Here is a 19,930-nt window from a genome sequence, read left to right as displayed (position 1 = left end):
ATGGCAAGTACATTTGACGATCGAGTAGCAAAGCTCCGCCAGGGCTTTACAGACATGGGCGTGGACGTTAGCGAACAAATTTACCAATCAACGAAATCCTACATTGAACACGACGTGGATTTAGCTCATCAGGTAATTGACGGAGATAACGAAGTAAACGGCAATGAAACTCAACTGGAAAAGGACGCCATGAATCTGATTGCACTTCAACAGCCGGTGGCCCGTGACTTTCGGATTATCATTAGTTACTTAAAGGCTAGTACCGACTTAGAACGGATCGGAGATAATGCGGTTAACATTGCCAGGGAAACCCTCCAAGCCAAAGGAAATCCGCGAATTCCGGACGTTGAAATCGTGATTGCCAAGATTACTAAGCACATTCGTAAGATGCTGGAAGAAATTTTGGATGCCTATACCACTTTTGATGCGGAAGTTGCGCCGGTAATTGTTCAAGAGGATCGGCGGATTGATGAGTATTATCACAACACCCGAACGGCAATTACCGAGGGAATTCTCGAAAACCCTGCGACGGCGGTCGCTGCTTCCAGCTATCTAATGGTAATTCGGTTGTTAGAACGAATTGGGGATCACATTGTGAACCTAGCCGAATACTTAATCTATAGCGATACTGGCAAGATTGTAGAACTAGGAGAATCTGGGAGCGTTGATCCAAAATAGTATATCCAAACAAAGCGGCTCATGAAGCCGTTTTTTTGTGTTAAAATTTAGACATAATTCTCTATAAAAATCCAGTACTGTTTTTTTATTTATGTTATAATTAGAATAGGATTTTTTACAGTTACGACGAAATCCTAGATTTCGTCGTATTTAAATATGTCTAGAAACATTCCTGAGTGCTGTCCACAATCTGGATAGAGGAGATTACGACAATGAAATTTTTGAAACTACACATGGTTCTATTTTCATCGCTAATTTTGACTGGAAGTATTGTTAATCGTCCGTTAGTTCATGCTAATTCCCAACCAGTAGCTTCCGAATCCTCAGCAAATGATTTTGCTGATCTAACTCCTAGTCAACGTGATTTTATTAACCAAGTTCGACCAGGTGCTATTATGGCTTGGAAACAATACGGTGTATTGCCGTCAGTAGCAATTGCTCAAGCAATTATTGAAAGTGGTTGGGGGTCATCTTCTTTGGCCGCTCAGAATCATAACCTTTTTGGAATTAAAGGTGCTTGGAATGGACAATCAGTTTTTTTACCCACGCAAGAATTTAGTGGTGGTGGGTATGTGACCATTACGGATGCATTTCGCTCGTATCCAGATTGGTCAACTAGTATTCAAGATTATGGAAACTTTCTCCATAGTAATAGTCGTTATTCTAATTTAATTGGAGTTAGAGATTATGTTTCGGTTGCTAATGCTCTCCACGAAGATGGATATGCAACCGCCCCTGACTACGCCCAAACCATAATTAGCTGTATTCAGAGAAATCATCTTGATCGAGTTGATCAAGAGGCATTTAATGCTCCCGATGACTATAAAGGACCGGTTGGGTCTGGAGCAAGTACAAACACTACTCCAAACGGAGTGGGTGCTGCAAATAGTCGTTATTCAGAGGGGGCACCGTCAGACTACACTCCGACCCCCAATGTTGACAACAGTAGCTCGGTAGCTCAGTACACTGGTGATGATAAGAATCGTGATCCACAGGTAGTAGCGTTTGATCCTCACGGTGGTGCTAATAATGCTCCTACTGATAAAGCTGATCCTAACGATGCTACATTGGGAAGCCCTGTAACTGTAACGGGGGATCCGTACCAGCCCCAAACAGAAAAAGTGGATTTAAAACCAGCTCCAGAAGTAAAATCGGATTTACCACAAGGAACCATGCAAAAACAAACTACGACTGGAACCAGTCCAGCAAACGCTACAGCCGTAGTGAATAAGTCAAATCCGCAAAATGCGGCTAGTTCACCAAATGCGAATCCTACTAATGCTAGTGATGATTAATGGAAATCTTTACCTCAATTAAGCGTCTGAAGAACAGGCGCTTTTTTATATTATGATAAACATGGTGACAACTTCCGGGAAATTAGCTTGTATGATAGGATGATTTTAAAATTATAGTAGTGTAACGAAAAAACAGGAGTAATCGCATGGCAAAAAAGGGAAATCGACAATCACCTCGACGGTCTCATTGGAAACGGAACTTATTTTTGGCGCTAGTGGTGGTCGTGATTGGAGTTCTGGGTTTCACAGGTTATCGTTATTATGCAAAAGATCAACAGGTTGCCCGTATTACTAGCGGGATTTTGAACGAACAGGAACAAACCTTTACCAATAATGTATTGATTAGTGGCCAGACGGGATCAGTAAATGCGGACGCCATGCGACCAGTGGTTAATTACTACCAACAACACCCTCACGAATTAGCAGTTTTGAAGGATCAGTTAGATCAAAATAATTCCGCTCCAAATGGGTTTCGTATTGTAAAAAAAGGGAGTTACTTTGGAATTTTCCCCCACTATCGACTAGTGATTGACCAAATTCGACCGGTGGTGCAAACTAATGCTCCCAATGCTACCGTTGAATTAGACGGTCATAACGTGGGGCAAACATCCGAAAACACGCAAATTCAATTACCATCGGTAGTACCAGGTTTTCATAGCATTAAGATTACGGCGAACGTACACGGAAAAGAATTGTCGACATTTAAACAGGTTAGTTTTTTTGCGAACGAACATGAAAAGGTAACCGTTCCGTTAGCGATGATGTCATTTCGGGTAAAGGGACCCGCCGGAGCACAGATTTTCGTTAATAATGAGAAGGTCGGAACGATAGCTAACGATGGAACCGGGGCTGTTACAGACGTTCCAATGGGGCAACAAACGACTACATGGTTGCAAATGGACGTGGATGGTCATCAAGTGGTCAGTGAGAAAAAGGCCATCACCAAGAAGGATGATGGAAAGTTGATTAGTTATACCTTCCCGAGTGCCGTCAGCAAGGATGATGGCTTTCAGCTGTTTAGTAATTTGTGGACGGGTGTGGGGAATGCTACTAACTTAAACCAGAGCTTGGACCAACAAAATGTTTCAGGTAATTTTAAAGATGGAACTAATAATCCGGACTATCAGGCGCTCAACGACATGGTGAACCAAAATCATCAGAGTCATCTTCAGTTTGGGACGCTACACTTACAAATCGAAAAGGTGCAACCGCTTGGAGATGACTCTAGTTTGGTAACTTATCGAGTGCAAAGTGACGTTAAGATTAACAACACTTTAGGAACTTTTGACAACCGTTATCAAGCTCACGTTGGAATCGAAGACGGTCAATCCCTTCAAATTCAAACCAATCAATTAGTACAATAAACAAAAAAGCATTCGCAAACGCGAATGCTTTTTTAAGTGAGATGATGGTTGTGGAGAAAGTGAAAGAGCACTTCGGCCATTTTCCGGTAAGTAGCGGCGTTGGGATGCAAGCGTTGGTCACCCAATGTTGTACGGTAGTTGTTTATGGTTATTAGATTCGGCGCTACTTTTTGCCAGTCCAGGACGGGAATATCCATGGATTGATAAACAGATTTAAGTCGCTGATCTAATTCAGCAAGCGTGTACTGTCCCATTCCTTCGATATTTTGATTGTCCATCTCACCATCAAAGCGTGGCAAAGGTAAAATACCCACAATTTTAAGCTGTGGGCTAGCTTTTTGCATTCGGGTTAGATTGTGCTGGAGCCCAGCGGCCACCGTGGTTAGGGTAGCATCTGAATGAGCAAAGTCATTGGTGCCAAAGAAAACAGTGGCTAATTGATAATCGGTAAAATCATGACTTTCAATCTGGAAAGTTAGATCTCGTTCGGTATTTCCAATGATAGCACCGGCATTTACCCCACAGTTTTCAATTTTCCAATTGGGCAGCAATTGCTGTAGATAATACGAAAGATTGTTGGTAAGGTCTTTAAAACCGTCAAAACCATTTGTAATTGAGTCGCCGAGCATGATTAGCCGCTTTTTTGTCATTGTAGCTACCTCCAATTCTGTGACTATATCTTAACATAATCCGAAGATTTCCTTATTGCTCGGTCAGAAAAATTAAGTTATTATTAAGCATAAGATGATTACTTTATGGAGGGTGAGCAAGTGAGTTATAAGCGAGTGGTACTAGTTGATTTGGCTTCCTTAGGAATGCGTTCCGATAATGAGTCTGCTCAACACAATTCAGATAATGATACGTTGTTGACTCACGTTTTGAACCAATCATCAGAATCAGCGTTACCAACGTTTCACAAGTTAGGATTGTTTAACATTTACTTTGCCAACGATGACGATCCGGATACGTGGCCGATTGCAACTTATGGTTTAGCCAGAACCCGATCAATCGTGAACAAGTCCTGCTCGGGGTTACGAGAAATGTTTGACTGCTCGTTGAGCTACCGAGTTTCCAGCGTGTTTGAAGAAGTGGGAAAACAGAGTAATTCGATGATTATTTCTCGGTTTATGAGTTACCTTTTTTCCCAAGAACACACTAGACACTTGCAGGTCGGCAATGATCACGATGCGTTTGCAGTCTTAAATCACCAGTTGGATAAAGAAATTCCGGGTTTCTTTTATCTGCAGGTCCCAAGTTTGCAAAATTACGTTCAAGAAAACGACTTTGACGGCTTTACTGATGCACTAAATGAAGTCGATCAATATCTAAAGCAGTTGTTGGAACGTTTGCATTCAGATGATCTCTTAATGGTGGTTTCCAGTCGGGTTGGGGATAACCAGTCTAAAGACGGTTTTTCCACCTACAAAATTTTGCCGTTCATGCTCTACAACCAGAACCTAGATCCTCATCACGTTCTGGAAAAACCGTATGTGTGTGAAGTCGGTGGTACGGTGTTAGCCGCCCTAGGGTTACAACATTTAGTGGCCTCGCCCCAACATAACTTACTCCCTGAAGCTCAAGTAACGGTCGATTAATTGCTGCTGGATAACGAAAGGATTTGAACATGTATCTACTGGTCAATATCATTGGAGTATTAGTCTTTTTGGGAATTGCATTTCTCTTTTCTAAGGATCACAAGCACATTAACTGGCGCTCCATTATCGTAGTGTTGGTGCTAAACTTAGTAGTTGCTTACTTACTGACGAACTTTAGTCTGGGCCGGGATTTGGTTAAAGCCATTGCTGGCGGTTTCCAGTGGCTCGTGAACGTATCCTACACGGGAATTGCCTTTGCCTTTCCCGATTGGGTCCACGTCAAACAAATGAACTTCTTTACGTCGGCTCTGATGCCAATCTTAATGATTGTGCCGTTGTTTGATATTTTGACGTACTTTGGGATTATGCCCTTCTGTATCAAATGGATTGGCCGGGGAATGGCCTACGTAACGGGACAGCCGAAGTTTGAATCGTTCTACGCCGTTGAAATGATGTTTTTAGGGAACACGGAAGCCATGGCGGTTTCTAGCTTACAGTTGAAAAATATTTCCGCTAAGCGGGTCTTGACAATTGCCATGATGTCCATGTCGTGTATTACGGCGGCCATGGTGGGAGCTTACGCCCAGATGGTACCAGGTCAATACGTATTGACTGCGATTCCGTTGAACATTTTAAACGCCATTATCATCACTAACATTTTGAATCCCGTCCGGGTGACGCCAAGCGAAGACGTTATTTACCAAATTGGGGGTAGTTCCACGGCGGACGAACAAATTGCCGAGGAAACGGTCGCTGATCGTCCTGAAAAACCGCACAAAGAACCGTTCTTCTCATTCTTAGGGGATTCGATTCTAGGTGCCGGGAAGTTGATTCTGATTATCGTGGCCAACGTAATTGCCTTCGTGGCTTTAGCTGCTTTGATTAGTAAGCTACTGGGTCTGATTAATCCTTGGTTATCACTTGAACACATCTTGGGAGTTATCATGTTCCCGTTTGCTTGGTTAATGGGACTAGACGTCAACAACGCTTTCCAATTTGCCCAATTCATGGGAACCAAGCTGGTTACGAATGAATTCGTGGTGATGGGTCAAATCGCTCCTCACATTAACAACCATCACTTCTTTAATCCGCACTATCAAGCTCAATTAACGGTCTTTTTAACTTCCTTTGCGAACTTCAGTACGGTCGGCATGATCATAGGTTGTTTGAAGGGAATCGTGAGTCGGGACAAAAACGACTTTGTTTCCAAAAACATTCTGTACCTCTTCCTCTCTGGAATCTTGGTATCATTGATGTCAGCCGGAATCGTGGGTCTCTTTGTTTGGTAAGCGAGCACTAAATTAAAAAAACGTCTTTGCAAGGCAGAGGCGTTTTTTATTTGGTTTAGAAGGTTTGGACACGAAGAACGGTGCCGAGCTATGCTAGAATAGAAGTAAATTAAGAGATGGGATGTGAAGAAAATGCCATTAATGCGGATTGATATGGTAAAAGGTCGGAGAACTCCAGACGAAATTAAAAAGGTGATGCAACTGGCTTACGATTTGACGCGGAAAGATTTAGGTGTTCCAGAGGATGATCGGTTCCAAGTTGTGACGCAGCACGAATCTTATGAAATGAAATTGATGGACGCGGGCTTAGGCATCGAACGAACGGATGACATTCTGTTGTTTGAAATCCTATCGACCCCTCGGACTATGGGACAAAAGAAAAAGTACTGTCAAGATATGGCAGCAGCTTTTCAACAGGAAATGGGCATGAAACCAGAAGACATTATGATTGTCTTCGCCACTAACCATGCTGAGGACTTTAGTTTTGGAAACGGAAAGCAACAATTTCTGAACGGAGAACTCTAATGGAACGAATTATCATTGATGCTGATCCGGGAATTGATGACGCAGCTGCCCTCGCCGTGGCGATTAATCATCCTGATTTAGACGTGCAGCTAGTTACGACGGTGGCGGGTAACGTAACCGTGGATAAGACGACTAACAACGCCTTGAAGATTTTGGAATTCTTTGGCAAAGCCAACCAGATTCCGGTCGCTGCTGGAGCGGAGCAACCGTTAGTGAAGCCGTTTGAAGATGCCGCCCGGATTCATGGTGAGTCAGGAATGCGGGGGTATGATTTTCCCGAGCCGACGACTAAGCCAGTGCCACAATCGGCTGTCACTACTTTGCATGAGACCATTATGAACAGTCCCGAACCAATTACATTGGTACCGACTGGTTCATATACCAACATTGGGTTGTTGTTAGCACAGTATCCCGAAGTTAAAGGTCAAATTAAGCAGATCGTCGCCATGGGGGGAACCTTAGGGCGAGGAAATATGACGAGTGCAGCGGAATTTAACGTCTTTACCGATCCCGATGCCGCTAAAATTATGTACCAAGCCGGGATTCCAATTGTAATGATTGGGTTAGATGTTACCATGAAGGCGTTGTTGACGCCTTCAACCCTGGAGACGATTAACCAAATGAATCGGGCCGGTAAAATGTTACACGACATCATCATTAGTGATGGTGATCAGAACGCTGCGGGGGTAGCAATGCACGATGTCAACACCATTTTCTACCTCCGGCATCCTGAATCAGTTACAACCACGCCGTATTGGATTGACATTCAAACGAATGGACCAGCACTTGGGGAAACGGTTGCTGACGTTCGTGGCGCTTATCATGACGGTCAAACTAACGCGCTAGTTGGAACTGACATTGATGCGGCTGCTTTTAACCGGTGGTTCATTGCGCAAGTGGAACAAATGGATTAGTTAGTTTCCTTGAATGAGATTAAAAAAAACAGAATTCACTTGGATTCTGTTTTTTCTTTACAAAATTTTATTCTTTCTCACGAAAACGCCTGATTTTCGTTATAATGTATAATATGATGATAGTTATACAAATGAGAAATGATTGAGCAAATTCGTTCAACCGGCTGTAGTTAGGAGTTATTAATGACGCCAGAAGAGTTTCAAGCGGCCTTAGCAAAACAGGGAATCAACTTGAGTGAGCGGCAAATGCAGCAATTTCAAGCTTATTTCCGGATGTTAGTTGACTATAACCAACGGGTCAACTTAACTACGATCACGGCCGAACCAGATGTATATTTAAAGCATTTTTATGATTCTGTAACTCCGGCTTTTTACGTACCTGGACTACTGAAAGCAACGACATTAGTTGACGTTGGGGCAGGAGCTGGCTTTCCGTCGTTACCGCTTAAAATTTTAAATCCGGAGCTGCAAGTGACCATCGTCGACTCCTTGAACAAACGAATCGTCTTCTTACAGCAGTTAGTCGACCGGTTGGGGCTTAGTAACGTGCGCCTGGTTCACGCGCGCGCTGAAGAGTTTGGAGGACGTCGTTCCCCAGATCGGGAACAGTTTGACTATGCCACGGCCCGAGCGCTGGCGCGCTTAAGTGTGATGAGTGAATTGTGTTTACCGCTGGTTAAAGTGGGTGGGGCACTAATTGCTCTAAAGGGTGCTCAAGCCGAAGCAGAATTAACCGCGGCCACTAAAGCGATCCATGTTCTTGGTGGTCAGGTTACGGAAGATGAAGCGCTGACGTTGCTTCCTCACGATGAGGAGCGCCACATTATTGTGATTAAGAAAATGAAAAAGACTCCGATTAAGTATCCCCGCAAAGCTGGAACACCTAACAAGGAACCGATTCAATAACAAACAAGGAGGTTACCAGATGGCACACATTATTGCTTTAGCCAACCAAAAGGGTGGGGTCGGGAAAACAACTACCGCTGTAAACCTAGGCGCTGATTTGGCGAGTGCTGGCAAGCGGGTTTTAATCGTTGATTCCGATGCCCAAGGGAACGCCACCAGTGGGGTAGGGATTAGCAAGCAATCCATTCAACACGACGTTTATGACGTGTTGGTTAACGAAGCACCGTTAGATTCTGTGATTATGCAAACGCAACACAAGGGATTAGACATCGTACCGGCCACCATCCAGCTATCCGGAGCAGAAATTGAATTGACGCCCCAAATGGCTCGAGAAACCCGACTGAAAAACGCCCTAGGAGCGGTTGATGATCAATACGACTTTGTGTTAATTGATTGTCCTCCATCGCTTGGACTGATTACGATTAACGCGTTTACAGCCAGCGATTCTATCCTGATTCCTGTGCAGAGTGAGTACTATGCCTTAGAAGGATTGAGCCAATTGTTAAACACGGTCCAATTAGTGCAAAAGCACTTTAATCCGAATCTTTACATTGAAGGAGTATTACTGACGATGTATGACGCTCGGACTAACTTGGGGACACAAGTAAATGAAGAGGTTCGGAAATTCTTTAAAGAAAAAGTTTATCAGACCGTTATTCCGCGGAACGTCCGCCTGTCGGAGGCGCCGAGTCACGGCCTTCCAATTATTGATTATGACCCTCATTCTAAGGGAGCGAAGGTTTATTTGGAACTAACCAAGGAGGTATTGGCTGCCAATGACAAGTAAGAACAGTAAGGGGCTCGGCCGGGGACTTGATGCACTCTTTGATGGCACCGAATTGAGTTTAAACGACGAAGCGGTGCAACAACTTGATTTAACGACGTTGCACCCGAATCCGTACCAACCGCGTAAGAAATTTGAACCACAAGCTCTCCAGGACCTGACTAATTCGATTAAAGTTTCAGGAGTTTTTCAACCTATTATTGTGCGCCAACCTAATCCGCACCAAACTAGTTACGAGATTTTAGCTGGCGAACGGCGCTTTCGGGCTTCCAAAGCAGCAGGTAAGACGACTATTCCGGCCATTATTCGGGATGCTACTGATGCACAAATGATGGAAATTGCGGTAATGGAAAATCTCCAACGAGAAGATTTAAATCCATTGGAAGAAGCCAAGGCCTACGAGATGTTGATGACGAATCTCGACATGACGCAGGCCCAGGTTTCCAAACGATTGGGAAAGAGCCGACCGTATATTGCTAATTACCTGCGGTTGCTAAACTTACCGGTTCCTGTTAAGGAAATGCTGCAAAAGGGTCAGCTATCAATGGGACAGGCTCGGACCTTGCTAGCGGTGAAAAATAAGCAGGCGTTGGTGAAACTAGCGAACCAAGCCGTGGAAAAAACGTTAACAGTGCGGCAGTTAGAAAAAGAAATTGAAAAATTAAATCAGACGGAAACCCCGCGGACCAAAACCAAACAACGCAACCGAAAATCTCTTTACTTACGGGCCGGAGAAGAACAGTTGCAGGATAAATTTGGGACTCGGGTGGCCATCAGTGAGAGTCGACCGAATTCTGGACGGGGAAAGATTGAAATCGATTATCTTTCTAACGATGATTTGAACCGCATCTTAGCGTTACTAGATGTTCATCTGGATTAGGAGGAATTTTCGATGTACGAGTTACATGACGTAGTGGAAATGAAAAAGCCCCATCCCTGCGGAGTGAACCGCTGGGGAATTATCCGGGTGGGAGCTGACATTAAGCTGGAGTGTCAGGGATGTGGCCACATTGTGATGATGCCCCGGCGTCAGTTTGAAAAACGAATGAAAAAAGTACTAGAAAAACATGCAGAAAAGTAGAAAGAGGTAATGTAGATGTCATTAACAGCGGGAATTGTTGGGTTACCTAACGTAGGAAAATCCACCCTGTTTAACGCCATCACCAAGGCGGGAGCCGAGATGGCGAACTATCCCTTTGCCACCATTGATCCAAATGTGGGGATGGTTGAAGTGCCAGATCACCGGCTCGCCCGGATTCAAGCGTTGATTCCGGCCAAAAAGGTGGTACCCACGACCTTTGAATTTACGGACATCGCAGGAATTGTAAAAGGAGCCAGCCGCGGAGAAGGACTGGGAAACAAGTTCTTAGAAAATATCCGACAGGTGGACGCAATTGTTCACGTGGTCCGGGCGTTTGACGATCCCAACATTACCCACGTCTCCGATAAGGTGGATCCAGTTGCTGACATCGAAACGATTAACCTGGAATTAATCCTAGCCGATTTAGAAGCCGTTAATAAACGGATTGGCAAGGTAACTCGTGCTGCCAAGGGAAGCGAAGAAGCCCAAGCCGAGCTGGACGTTTTAAACAAGATTAAACCCGTGCTCGAAAACGACGGCGCTGTTCGCGACATTGATTTTGATGAGGAAGAAGCCAAAATCGTAAGGGGACTGTTCTTGTTAACTTCCAAGCCGGTTCTCTACGTGGCTAACATTAGTGATGATTCGATGGCACATCCCGAACAGGATCCGTATTTCCAAGCCGTAGAAAAGTACGCTAACGAACACGGTGCCCAGGCCATTGGGATTGCCGCTGAAAGTGAAGAAGAAATTGCAGAGCTAGATGATGACGATAAGGACGAATTCTTAGTTGCTGCTGGAGTAACTGAACCGGGGTTAGATAAATTAATTCGGGCAGCCTACAAACTATTAGATTTGGAAACCTTCTTTACCGCCGGTGGAAAGGAAACCAAGGCCTGGACTTTCCTCCGGGGTACCAAAGCTCCCCAAGCTGCGGGAATCATTCACTCGGATTTTGAACGGGGTTTTATCCGGGCGGAAGTCATGTCATTCGCCGATTTAGATAAATATGAAAGTGAAGCAGCCGTGAAGGAAGCCGGTAAGCTTCGCATCGAAGGTAAGGATTACGTGATGCAAGATGGTGACATCGTCAACTTCCGGTTTAACGTATAGGAGGAACTATGGCAACTGAAAACGAAAAGCGGAATGCCCACGTGCAGCAACACCGTCATTCTAGTCAAAAGGAACGGTACGAAGAGTTTGCTAATCTGGGTCTCACCAAGCGTAACGAAGAATACATGGTGAAATTTAGTGCCGCATTGGCAGAAACCAAGTACCCAGCGGAAAAACAAAGTGAATTGATTAAAACAATGGTGCAAGAAATTATCGCGGCGCAAAAGCGGGGAACAACTGCCAAGAACCTGTATGGAACTGTAACAGATAAAGTGAAGCATACCCTGAACCCGCCGAAGGAACCAACTGGTCCGATGACCAAGGAACGTTATCTAACGGATGCCACTTACAATTTCTTGTGGTTCTTAATTTTATTCAACTTTATGTACGGGATTATGGCGTTAATGGCCCCTGCTTCAGCACAACAATCAGGTGCAGCAGGAATTACCTGTATCATCCTTTCCTCATTAGTTGCCGGAGCCGGAATGCCATTTATCACCCAACTCTTTGCTCCAGACGTGCAACATAAACATAACTGGTTCGTTCGTGCTGGAATCATGGCCCTGTTGTTCTTAATCTGGATGCTGGTCTTTTACGGAACCAACTTATTACCACGGATGATTAATCCAGTGGTTAACCCAATTATCAACATCGTGATTGGAGCCATTGGGGTGGTTGCCATTCTTTACATGCGTTCTCGCTTCAAAATTACCAGTGGAATTTTTGCTGGTCGCAAGTAAATTAATTTTTAAAACGGATCTACGTTAGTGTAGATGCGTTTTTTAGTTTGCTAAGTTTTTCTTATCTTTGGTCTAAATTCTTTTTTTTAGAGTGGGATTTGATAAACTAAACAAAAAGAAGAATGAAGAAGAGGATTAATTATGAAAATATTAGTAGTAGATGATGATCAAGAAATTGCTCAATTACTAGAGATTTACATTAAAAACGAAGGCTACGAGCCAGTAGCTGCTTATGATGGAGAAGAAGCTTTGTCAAAATTACACACGGAACCAGACATTGGTTTGATGATTTTAGATATCATGATGCCAGGGATGAGTGGAATTGACGTGATTAACCGGGTTCGTAAAGACTCGCAGATTCCGATTATCGTGTTATCCGCCAAAACGGAAGACCTAGATAAGATTCAGGGACTCACCACGGGAGCCGATGACTACGTCACCAAGCCGTTTAACCCGCTGGAAGTAATGGCACGGGTTCACTCGTTGCTAAGGCGGAGTAAGAACGCCATGACAAAGTCGGAACCAGACGAAATTCACGTGGATATGCTAACCATTAATCGGGATTCACACGAAGTGGTAACGGATACAGGCAAGAAGATTCAACTAACGGCGATTGAATTTGGGATTCTTTATCTCCTGGCAAGCCATCCGAACCGGGTTTTTTCTGCTGATGAAATTTTTGAACGGGTGTGGAAACAAGAAAGCGTGATCTCTGCGAAAACTGTGATGGTACACATGAGTCACTTACGAGATAAGATTGAAGAAGCAACGAATGGCCAAGACGTCATTAAAACGGTGTGGGGAGTAGGATACAAGGTTGAAGGTTAAGCGAGAGAGAAACGAGGATTTTAAACTAACCAATCGGGAAAAAAACGAACTGTGGTTTGAAACCGCAATGACGATTGTGTTATTGCTGTTGGCTAACATTGCGATTGGCAACATTTTGACTAATTTCATCCGGACCAATCAAGGGGTTACGGATGGAATTTTTATCATTAAGCAATCGATTACTTTTGGTCCGTGGCATCAGCATTTTTTAAGCTGGGAAGGGCTCTTTTGGATTTTAATGTTACTGTTTGATGCTGTGGTGGTATGGTGGCGGATTATCCGGGTTTACCGGCGAATTCAGATCAGTCGAATTATTGATGAACTCCACTACATTTCAGACGGTCACTTTGATCATCGGATTCCGTTTCGCCTCACGGGTGATAATGAGCGGGTGGTGAACAGCGTCAATACGTTGGTTGATAACGTGATTCAGTCCTTAGAGGAGGAACGCCGGATTGAAAAATCTAAGGACGATTTGGTTACGAGCGTCAGCCACGATCTGCGGACTCCATTAACTTCCATCATTGGTTATCTGGGGTTAATTGAGGATCACCAGTACCAAAACGAAGCAGAACTGCGTAAGTACTGTCACATTGCTTATCAAAAAGCGCAACAAATGAAAAAATTGGTGGATCGGTTATTTGAGTACACCAAGGCCAATAACATTGGTGAACAACGACTAGAGATTAATCAAATTGATGTGAACCAGTTGCTAGCCCAGTTAGAAACATCCTTTGCCCTAGAAGCGCAGAAGCGGGGGATGGAAATTCGGGTGCGACCGTTGGAAATGGATGTCACCATGTCAGCCAATGCCGAAATGCTGGGTCGGGTATTCAATAATTTGATTATGAATGCTTTAAAATATGGTAACGATGGACACCAAATTTGGCTAACGGCTAACCAGGAAGATCCAACTACAGTGACCTTTCAGGTCGCCAACGACGGAAAGTCGATTCCAAAGAAAGTGATCCACAAGATTTTTGACCGGTTTTACCGTGAGGAATTGTCGCGAAACGTGGAAACTGGCGGAAGTGGGCTGGGTTTGGCCATTGTTCGAGAAATTATTAATAATCAGGGAGGAACGATTCAGGCAGAGTCCAACAGTAAGTGGACCACTTTTACGTTCACATTGCCGCTAAAATTAACCCCGCAAACTAGCTAAGCGTTTTTAGCTAGTTTTTTTATAAAGGACGAAAAAAGCGTGAAATCTAGAAAAAAATCGGGAAAATGGTTTTTTATTCAATCTAAATCCAATATAATGAAATGTACGGTGCAAAATACAGACTACGATGAAATCATTATTTGGAGGATTTCAATTGACTAAAGTGGTACCAAACCCTAATGAACCAAACTGGCGGAAAAACTTTCGGACGTCCTTTCCGTTAGACATTAGCTATATTCCGATTGGAATTGCCTGCGGAATTTTATTACATGCTGCCGGCTTTAATACGTTTAATACAATTTTGGTGTCGTTACTCGTGTTTTCGGGAGGAGCGCAATTTTTGATTGCCTCAATGCTGGCCATCAATTCTCCGCTATTAACGATTGTGTTAATGTTGTTCTTTTTGGAACTCCGGTATGCGTTGCTGGGATCCAGTTTATCTAAGTATTTGCGAGGACAAAGTACTTGGTTCTTACTTTTCTTTGCGGGATCCATGAATGATGAAAACTATGCCGTTAACTACCTGAAGTTTTCGACCGATAAAGATTTTACCCAACGAGACGCTCTCCAAATTGAACACTGGTCGCTCCTATTTTGGACGGTTAGTAATTTAGTGGGAAGCTTGGTGGGAACGGCGATCTCGATTGATTTAACCGTGGTTCACTTTGCGTTAACGGCCTTATTCCTCTTCATGATTGTGATGCAGGTAAAGAGCTTTTTGAAGATTATTATTGCTGGTTTGGCGGCTGGTTTGGCCATTTTATTCTTGGTACTGACTAAATCCACTCTGGGGCTTGTATTTGCCACCTTGACCGCTTCGTTTATCGGCTTTGTGGCAGATAACTACCTCAGAAGACAACAAAAGAAGAGTCGGTTGGTGAAGATGTTTAAAAACCCAGCCGGAACTCCCAAAGAATAAGCGGAAGGACGAAGATTATGGAATGGAACGGAATGCAACACTTTCTGTTGGTAATACTATGCTTCTTTGTAGCACTGGTCCCGCGTTTTTTCCCCTTATTCTTCTTTCGGAAACGGAAGATTCCCAAGTGGTTCAACGAATGGATGGAATTCGTGCCAATTTGTTTGTTTACATCGTTGGTGGTGAAGGACTTATTTATTACTAAGACCTATACCTTTTCTATTGCTAATTCGATTCCGGAATTAATTGCGAGTATCGTGGTAATTATCGTGGCCTTTTGGACTCGATCCATGGCTCTGTCGGTAATTATCGGATTAGCACTGGTCTTTGGATTGACCTTTCTACTTTAGTTAAATTAAAAATGACAGCAAAAAAAGGAGCTGAACGTTCAGCTCCTTTTTCGTTTGGAATTTAGTTGTTTTTTTCGGCCATGTAATCTCTAGTCATTGGTAATGAAGCCCCAGATGGTCCTTTGGAAATCAGGTATTGCATCACGTCAATGTTACCCGATTTGAAGGAAGCGGCACAAGCTTGGAGATAGAGGTCCCACATTCGGACAAATTGTTCGTCAAACATTTCGGTAACTTCTGGACGAACCCGGTTGAAGTTTTTATCCCATTCTTCCAATGTCCGCTGGTAGTGGCGCCGTAATGATTCAAGGTCATAAATCTGCAGACCATTGTCCACAATGTGCTGGATGTTTTCGGTTAAACCAGGAATGTAACCACCGGGGAAAATCCACTTGTTAATCCAACCATTAACAGCTCCACCTTGTTGCCGAGTAATTCCGTGAATTAAAGCCGTTCCGTTGTCTTTGAGGTGGGTAGAAACGGTCTGGAAATATTCGTCCAAGTTCTCTTTCCCGACGTGTTCAAACATGCCAACGGAGGTAATGTAATCGAACTGTTCGTCTTTCGGTAATTCCCGGTAATCTTCGAGGCGCACTTCGGCTAGATTTTCTAGTCCATATTTCTTGATTTGGGATTGCACGTAGTCATATTGTTCCTGGCTCAAGGTTACTCCGGTTACGCGGAGATTGTATTCTTTGGCAGCCGTTAACATTAAGGTTCCCCATCCACAACCAATGTCTAACAAAGTCCGACCTGGTTGGGGATTTAATTTTTGAATGATGTGGTGAATCTTATTTTCCTGTGCCTGGTATAAAGAATCAGTTGGTTTTTCAAAATAAGCACAAGAATAGGTCATCGTTTTGTCTAACCACAGCCGATAAAAGTCGTTCCCAATGTCATAGTGATCTTGCACGTCTTTTTTGCTTTCTGATTCAGAATGCGATGCCTTGGGTAAGAACTTGATGAATCTTTTGTTACGAAAGAAACTGTCAGCAGCTTGGTAGGCTGAGGTAATGAGGTCTTCCAGGTTCCCATCAATCTCAATCGTGCCGTCCATGTAAGCTTCTCCCAATGCAATGGAAGCGTTTTTCTTTACTTCTCGAATCGGAATCGGCTTGTGGATGGTGATGTGAGCCTTCGGAGTTCCCGATCCGTACTTCTTAGTTTTCCCGTCCCAAAAAGTGACTTCTAAGGGTTCGGCAAAACTCCGTTTTAGGAATTCGTTGTAAAATACTTTTTCTAACATAGATGCTACCTCACTTTTCGATAAATTCAGTTTAATTATATGCTTTTTTCTTTTTTTCCGTAACTAATGTGGTAGATAAAAAACCATTTTCCATCTATGTTATAATGAGTCCACGGATGCAAAAGAATTTTTATGGAGGTAATTTTAATGAAGAAATGGATTTGGGGCATCGTCATTGTTGTGATTGTTGCCGTGTTTGGAGGCTGGATGTATGCTAGCCATTCCAATGGAACCCAAGCTTATGCTAGTCAACTGAGCGATGGAAAGACGGCTTTGCAAGATTCTAATTATTCCAAGGCTAAGGATAACTTTCAAGCTGCCGTTGATAAAAAGCCCAACTCTAAGGAAGCCAACGCGTTGTTAAACCAAACGCAACACTTCATTGATGGGAACACCCAGATGAAGGATAAGCAGTTTAAGAACGCCAAGAAATCATATTCCGCCGTTAAGAACGAAAAGAACGGTTCGAATGTGATGGTTAAACGAGCCGAAGCCAAAGTTAAGACTACCGACGAAGTGATTAAAAATGACGGATTGTTCAAGAAGATTTACAAAGAAGCAGTTCGGCAACATAACGATAAGAAATACGATGCATCCAACCAAACGTTGCAGGGAATTTTAACTGCTCACATGATTAATCAAAGTTATTACTCAGACATCAAGAAACAAGCTAAGGACTTGAAGAAGTCCAATGACAAGGCTTTAAAGAAGATGAACACTTCTGAAAAGAAGGCTTCTGCGATGGACGCCCAGCAAAGTCCAGAGGTTACTCAAGCGGTTAACCAAGTTGGGTCAACCCAGGCGGCTGTGAAAGCCAACGCCCAAAATCCTAACTCAGCTGTAGCCGCAGTTAAGAAGCAAAACCCACAAGCAACGGCTCAAACGGATTCTAATAGTTTGAATGTTTACACAAACCCAGGTGAATACGCTAATCGATTTGTGGACCCTAACACCGGTCAAGACCAGAACACCAGTAACAGCTCGAACATGACGAATGGAGCTAATTCTGGAAGTCAAACTACCACGAACCCAAATGATTACAATGCTAACAACGATCCTTATAACGTTTACACGAACCCAGGCGAATACTCAAACCGGTTTAACTAATCAACAACTAATGGAGAGATTTTAAAGATGGAGAATCATTGGCAAAATTTTTTAAAGAACGTTCAGCTCCGCCGAACGGTGGTTTTGCTGCTGTTGATTGCTCTAATTTACTTTTGCCGGGAAATGATTACCACTATTTTACTGACGTTTATCTTTACTTTTTTAGTGACGAAGGCGGTTCTGTGGATTAGAAAGCGGGTCAAAATCCCGACCCCCATCCTGGTAATTGCTTTGTATTTACTAATTGTTGGATGCATTGTGTTGGTGGCTGTGTTGTATTTACCCACCATCATCGATCAGGGAGTGGAATACTCAAAGGCAATCTATAAGTTTTATCAAAGACCCCATACGATTCAAAATCCCCAGGTTAGAAATGCAGTGGTCAGTTTGATGCACTCCGTGAACGTCCCAAAACAGTTAAAGGACAGTATGGGCGTAATTTGGAGTTACGTGACAAGCGTGGGTAACATTGGCTTTTCGATGTTTATCTCACTCTTGCTGAGTTTTTTCTTTACGCTAGAACTCAAGCAAACTCAGGAATTTTCCCGTAAATTTTTATCGAGTACCTTTGGCTGGTTTTTCCAAGACGTTGCCTATTTTGGGAACATCTTTGTGAAGACCTTTGGAGTAGTACTAGAAGCGCAGTTCTTTATTGCTATTTGTAATACAGTTCTGACCACGATTTGTTTGGCCGTTTTAGGAATGCCTGATTTGATTATCTTTGCCATTATGATTTTTCTCTTGAGTTTAGTCCCAGTGGCAGGAGTAATTATTTCGTTAATCCCACTGTCCATTTCTGCCTATACGGTGGGAGGGATTAAATATGTGATTTACGTTGTGATTATCATTGCCGTGGTTCACATGTTGGAGGCGTATGTTTTGAACCCGAAATTTATGTCATCTAAGACAGAGCTCCCCATTTTTTACACCTTTGTGGTGTTGTTGGTGGGTGAACACTTCTGGGGAACTTGGGGGTTAATTGTGGCGGTTCCCGTTTTTACCTTCTTCTTAGATGTTTTCGGAGTCAAAAAGGTGGATCATCCACTGTTGCCGAAACTGGATTCGCAAGCTCTGAAAAAGAACTTAAAAAAGCGCCTCAAATGATGTATGATAAAAACGAACTAAATATTGAATAAATTGAAAGAGGTTAAAACAATGGCTAAATTATGTTTAATCCGACACGGACAAAGTGAATGGAACCTAGCAAACAAGTTTACCGGTTGGGTAGACGTGGATTTAAGTGAAGAAGGGGTTAAGCAGGCTAAAAACGCCGGCAAGTTAATTGCTGACGCTGGTTTAGAGTTTGACCAAGCTTACACTTCTGTTCTAAAACGCGCCATTAAGACCTTACACTACGCCTTAGACGAAAGTGACCAACTTTGGATTCCAGAAATGAAAACCTGGCGTTTAAACGAACGTCACTACGGTGACTTACAAGGGAAAAACAAGGCTAAAGCCGCAGAAAAATATGGAGACGAACAAGTTCATATTTGGCGACGTTCTTACGACGTGTTACCTCCCCTGTTGAGCGCTGATGATGAGGGATCTGCTACTAAGGATCGTCGTTACGCTGATTTGGACCCACGGACCATCCCAGCGGGAGAAAACTTGAAGGTTACGTTGGAACGGGTAATTCCATTCTGGCAAGACCACATTGCTCCAATGTTGTTAGACAACAAAAACGTAATCATTGCTGCCCACGGTAACTCATTACGAGCTTTAACGAAGTACATTGAGAACATCTCTGACGAAGACATCATGGACGTTGAAATTGCAACTGGGGAACCAATTGTGTACGACATTGATTCCAATTTAAACGTGATTAGCAAGCAAAAATTAGGTGAATAATTTTAATGAAGTGTGGCTAATGTGCTTAGCTGCACTTTTTTGTTGCATAATCATGGAAAATCCTGATTTTTATGGTTAATTACCGGTACTAATTTAGTAATCAGGGGAAAAGAGCTTAAACAAAGATTAAAAATGATGTAAGCTAAAGATATGTCCATGATTTGTAAAACTTTTAGAATGGGGTGA

General features: G+C 43.2%; 22 protein-coding genes. 20 read left to right on the top strand and 2 right to left on the bottom strand.

Annotated features, from left to right (window positions below; translation table 11 throughout):
- The 3 genes from phoU (at position 1) to M3M38_RS03310 (ending at position 3,337) form a co-directional block, all read left to right on the top strand.
- Positions 1–678, top strand: coding sequence for a phosphate signaling complex protein PhoU (gene phoU / locus M3M38_RS03320; protein WP_252814777.1), 678 nt, complete (start codon positions 1–3; stop codon positions 676–678).
- 212 nt (positions 679–890) lie between these two features.
- Positions 891–1,973, top strand: coding sequence for a glycoside hydrolase family 73 protein (locus M3M38_RS03315; protein ID WP_252814776.1), 1,083 nt, complete (start codon positions 891–893; stop codon positions 1,971–1,973).
- Between the two features lie 146 nt (positions 1,974–2,119).
- Positions 2,120–3,337 carry a TcaA 3rd/4th domain-containing protein gene (locus tag M3M38_RS03310; RefSeq protein WP_252814775.1) on the top strand — a complete coding sequence of 406 codons (1,218 nt, stop codon included), beginning with the start codon at positions 2,120–2,122 and terminating at the stop codon, positions 3,335–3,337.
- Positions 3,338–3,369: 32 nt separating this feature from the next.
- Here M3M38_RS03310 and M3M38_RS03305 read toward each other — a convergent pair whose 3' ends face one another.
- On the bottom strand, positions 3,370–3,987 hold the full coding sequence (locus M3M38_RS03305; RefSeq protein WP_252766335.1) for an SGNH/GDSL hydrolase family protein: 618 nt from the start codon (positions 3,985–3,987) through the stop codon (positions 3,370–3,372).
- Positions 3,988–4,107: 120 nt separating this feature from the next.
- Here M3M38_RS03305 and M3M38_RS03300 point away from each other — a divergent pair, with 120 nt between their 5' ends.
- The 14 genes from M3M38_RS03300 (at position 4,108) to M3M38_RS03235 (ending at position 15,543) form a co-directional block, all read left to right on the top strand.
- Positions 4,108–4,932, top strand: a complete 825-nt coding sequence (locus tag M3M38_RS03300) for a phosphopentomutase (RefSeq protein WP_252814774.1) — start codon at positions 4,108–4,110, stop codon at positions 4,930–4,932.
- A 29-nt stretch (positions 4,933–4,961) separates the two neighbouring features.
- Positions 4,962–6,221 (top strand): NupC/NupG family nucleoside CNT transporter, encoded by a 1,260-nt coding sequence (locus M3M38_RS03295; protein WP_252814773.1) that lies wholly within the window; start codon positions 4,962–4,964, stop codon positions 6,219–6,221.
- Between the two features lie 132 nt (positions 6,222–6,353).
- A complete protein-coding gene (locus M3M38_RS03290) occupies positions 6,354–6,746 on the top strand; it encodes a tautomerase family protein (protein WP_252767484.1) in 393 nt (130 codons plus the stop codon).
- A complete protein-coding gene (rihC, locus tag M3M38_RS03285; protein ID WP_252814772.1) occupies positions 6,746–7,660 on the top strand; it encodes a ribonucleoside hydrolase RihC in 915 nt (304 codons plus the stop codon). The genes M3M38_RS03290 and rihC overlap by 1 nt, the downstream gene beginning before the upstream one ends.
- Positions 7,661–7,843: 183 nt before the next feature.
- Positions 7,844–8,566 carry a 16S rRNA (guanine(527)-N(7))-methyltransferase RsmG gene (gene rsmG, locus M3M38_RS03280; RefSeq protein WP_252814771.1) on the top strand — a complete coding sequence of 241 codons (723 nt, stop codon included), beginning with the start codon at positions 7,844–7,846 and terminating at the stop codon, positions 8,564–8,566.
- Positions 8,567–8,585: 19 nt separating this feature from the next.
- The gene (locus M3M38_RS03275; protein WP_252766330.1) at positions 8,586–9,353 is read left to right on the top strand and encodes a ParA family protein; all 768 of its coding nucleotides are present in this window, start codon (positions 8,586–8,588) and stop codon (positions 9,351–9,353) included.
- Positions 9,343–10,230: a ParB/RepB/Spo0J family partition protein gene (locus tag M3M38_RS03270; RefSeq protein WP_252814770.1), complete on the top strand. Its 888-nt coding sequence runs from the start codon at positions 9,343–9,345 to the stop codon at positions 10,228–10,230. Before M3M38_RS03275 ends, M3M38_RS03270 begins: the two co-directional genes overlap by 11 nt.
- Positions 10,231–10,242: 12 nt before the next feature.
- Positions 10,243–10,431, top strand: coding sequence for a DUF951 domain-containing protein (locus M3M38_RS03265; RefSeq protein WP_252814769.1), 189 nt, complete (start codon positions 10,243–10,245; stop codon positions 10,429–10,431).
- 15 nt (positions 10,432–10,446) lie between these two features.
- Positions 10,447–11,544, top strand: a complete 1,098-nt coding sequence (ychF, locus tag M3M38_RS03260; protein ID WP_252814768.1) for a redox-regulated ATPase YchF — start codon at positions 10,447–10,449, stop codon at positions 11,542–11,544.
- A gap of 8 nt (positions 11,545–11,552) precedes the next feature.
- Positions 11,553–12,284, top strand: a complete 732-nt coding sequence (locus M3M38_RS03255; protein WP_252814767.1) for a DUF1129 family protein — start codon at positions 11,553–11,555, stop codon at positions 12,282–12,284.
- A 141-nt stretch (positions 12,285–12,425) separates the two neighbouring features.
- The gene (locus tag M3M38_RS03250; protein ID WP_252766325.1) at positions 12,426–13,112 is read left to right on the top strand and encodes a response regulator transcription factor; all 687 of its coding nucleotides are present in this window, start codon (positions 12,426–12,428) and stop codon (positions 13,110–13,112) included.
- Between the two features lie 67 nt (positions 13,113–13,179).
- Positions 13,180–14,274 (top strand): sensor histidine kinase, encoded by a 1,095-nt coding sequence (locus M3M38_RS03245; RefSeq protein ID WP_252767483.1) that lies wholly within the window; start codon positions 13,180–13,182, stop codon positions 14,272–14,274.
- A 154-nt stretch (positions 14,275–14,428) separates the two neighbouring features.
- Positions 14,429–15,193, top strand: coding sequence for an AzlC family ABC transporter permease (locus M3M38_RS03240; RefSeq protein ID WP_252814766.1), 765 nt, complete (start codon positions 14,429–14,431; stop codon positions 15,191–15,193).
- A gap of 17 nt (positions 15,194–15,210) precedes the next feature.
- Positions 15,211–15,543 (top strand): AzlD domain-containing protein, encoded by a 333-nt coding sequence (locus M3M38_RS03235; protein ID WP_252766323.1) that lies wholly within the window; start codon positions 15,211–15,213, stop codon positions 15,541–15,543.
- Between the two features lie 61 nt (positions 15,544–15,604).
- Here M3M38_RS03235 and M3M38_RS03230 read toward each other — a convergent pair whose 3' ends face one another.
- The gene (locus M3M38_RS03230) at positions 15,605–16,789 is read right to left on the bottom strand and encodes an SAM-dependent methyltransferase (protein ID WP_252814765.1); all 1,185 of its coding nucleotides are present in this window, start codon (positions 16,787–16,789) and stop codon (positions 15,605–15,607) included.
- 147 nt (positions 16,790–16,936) lie between these two features.
- On the opposite strand from M3M38_RS03230, the gene M3M38_RS03225 reads away from it, so the two are divergent.
- Genes M3M38_RS03225 through M3M38_RS03215 form a run of 3 tightly spaced genes read left to right on the top strand, consistent with a single transcriptional unit; the run spans position 16,937 to position 19,744 of the window.
- Positions 16,937–17,896, top strand: coding sequence for a tetratricopeptide repeat protein (locus M3M38_RS03225; RefSeq protein WP_252814764.1), 960 nt, complete (start codon positions 16,937–16,939; stop codon positions 17,894–17,896).
- A 27-nt stretch (positions 17,897–17,923) separates the two neighbouring features.
- Positions 17,924–19,000, top strand: coding sequence for an AI-2E family transporter (locus M3M38_RS03220; protein WP_252814763.1), 1,077 nt, complete (start codon positions 17,924–17,926; stop codon positions 18,998–19,000).
- A 51-nt stretch (positions 19,001–19,051) separates the two neighbouring features.
- Positions 19,052–19,744, top strand: coding sequence for a 2,3-diphosphoglycerate-dependent phosphoglycerate mutase (locus M3M38_RS03215; RefSeq protein WP_252766319.1), 693 nt, complete (start codon positions 19,052–19,054; stop codon positions 19,742–19,744).
- Positions 19,745–19,930 lie beyond the last annotated feature (186 nt).

The organism is Fructilactobacillus cliffordii (assembly GCF_024029355.1).
Taxonomy (GTDB): domain Bacteria; phylum Bacillota; class Bacilli; order Lactobacillales; family Lactobacillaceae; genus Fructilactobacillus; species Fructilactobacillus cliffordii.
The sequence above is the reverse complement of the archived record's forward strand: the minus strand, read 5'-3'. Positions and strand labels throughout refer to the sequence as shown.

Bases quoted from the DNA above. Each gene is read 5' to 3' on its own strand.
- phoU (WP_252814777.1), top strand. From the start codon at position 1: ATGGCAAGTACATTTGACGATCGAGTAGCAAAGCTCCGCCAGGGCTTT.
- M3M38_RS03315 (WP_252814776.1), top strand. From the start codon at position 891: ATGAAATTTTTGAAACTACACATGGTTCTATTTTCATCGCTAATTTTG.
- M3M38_RS03310 (WP_252814775.1), top strand. From the start codon at position 2,120: ATGGCAAAAAAGGGAAATCGACAATCACCTCGACGGTCTCATTGGAAA.
- M3M38_RS03305 (WP_252766335.1), bottom strand. From the start codon at position 3,987: ATGACAAAAAAGCGGCTAATCATGCTCGGCGACTCAATTACAAATGGT.
- M3M38_RS03295 (WP_252814773.1), top strand. From the start codon at position 4,962: ATGTATCTACTGGTCAATATCATTGGAGTATTAGTCTTTTTGGGAATT.
- M3M38_RS03290 (WP_252767484.1), top strand. From the start codon at position 6,354: ATGCCATTAATGCGGATTGATATGGTAAAAGGTCGGAGAACTCCAGAC.
- rihC (WP_252814772.1), top strand. From the start codon at position 6,746: ATGGAACGAATTATCATTGATGCTGATCCGGGAATTGATGACGCAGCT.
- rsmG (WP_252814771.1), top strand. From the start codon at position 7,844: ATGACGCCAGAAGAGTTTCAAGCGGCCTTAGCAAAACAGGGAATCAAC.
- M3M38_RS03275 (WP_252766330.1), top strand. From the start codon at position 8,586: ATGGCACACATTATTGCTTTAGCCAACCAAAAGGGTGGGGTCGGGAAA.
- M3M38_RS03270 (WP_252814770.1), top strand. From the start codon at position 9,343: ATGACAAGTAAGAACAGTAAGGGGCTCGGCCGGGGACTTGATGCACTC.
- M3M38_RS03265 (WP_252814769.1), top strand. From the start codon at position 10,243: ATGTACGAGTTACATGACGTAGTGGAAATGAAAAAGCCCCATCCCTGC.
- ychF (WP_252814768.1), top strand. From the start codon at position 10,447: ATGTCATTAACAGCGGGAATTGTTGGGTTACCTAACGTAGGAAAATCC.
- M3M38_RS03255 (WP_252814767.1), top strand. From the start codon at position 11,553: ATGGCAACTGAAAACGAAAAGCGGAATGCCCACGTGCAGCAACACCGT.
- M3M38_RS03250 (WP_252766325.1), top strand. From the start codon at position 12,426: ATGAAAATATTAGTAGTAGATGATGATCAAGAAATTGCTCAATTACTA.
- M3M38_RS03245 (WP_252767483.1), top strand. From the start codon at position 13,180: ATGACGATTGTGTTATTGCTGTTGGCTAACATTGCGATTGGCAACATT.
- M3M38_RS03235 (WP_252766323.1), top strand. From the start codon at position 15,211: ATGGAATGGAACGGAATGCAACACTTTCTGTTGGTAATACTATGCTTC.
- M3M38_RS03230 (WP_252814765.1), bottom strand. From the start codon at position 16,789: ATGTTAGAAAAAGTATTTTACAACGAATTCCTAAAACGGAGTTTTGCC.
- M3M38_RS03225 (WP_252814764.1), top strand. From the start codon at position 16,937: ATGAAGAAATGGATTTGGGGCATCGTCATTGTTGTGATTGTTGCCGTG.
- M3M38_RS03220 (WP_252814763.1), top strand. From the start codon at position 17,924: ATGGAGAATCATTGGCAAAATTTTTTAAAGAACGTTCAGCTCCGCCGA.
- M3M38_RS03215 (WP_252766319.1), top strand. From the start codon at position 19,052: ATGGCTAAATTATGTTTAATCCGACACGGACAAAGTGAATGGAACCTA.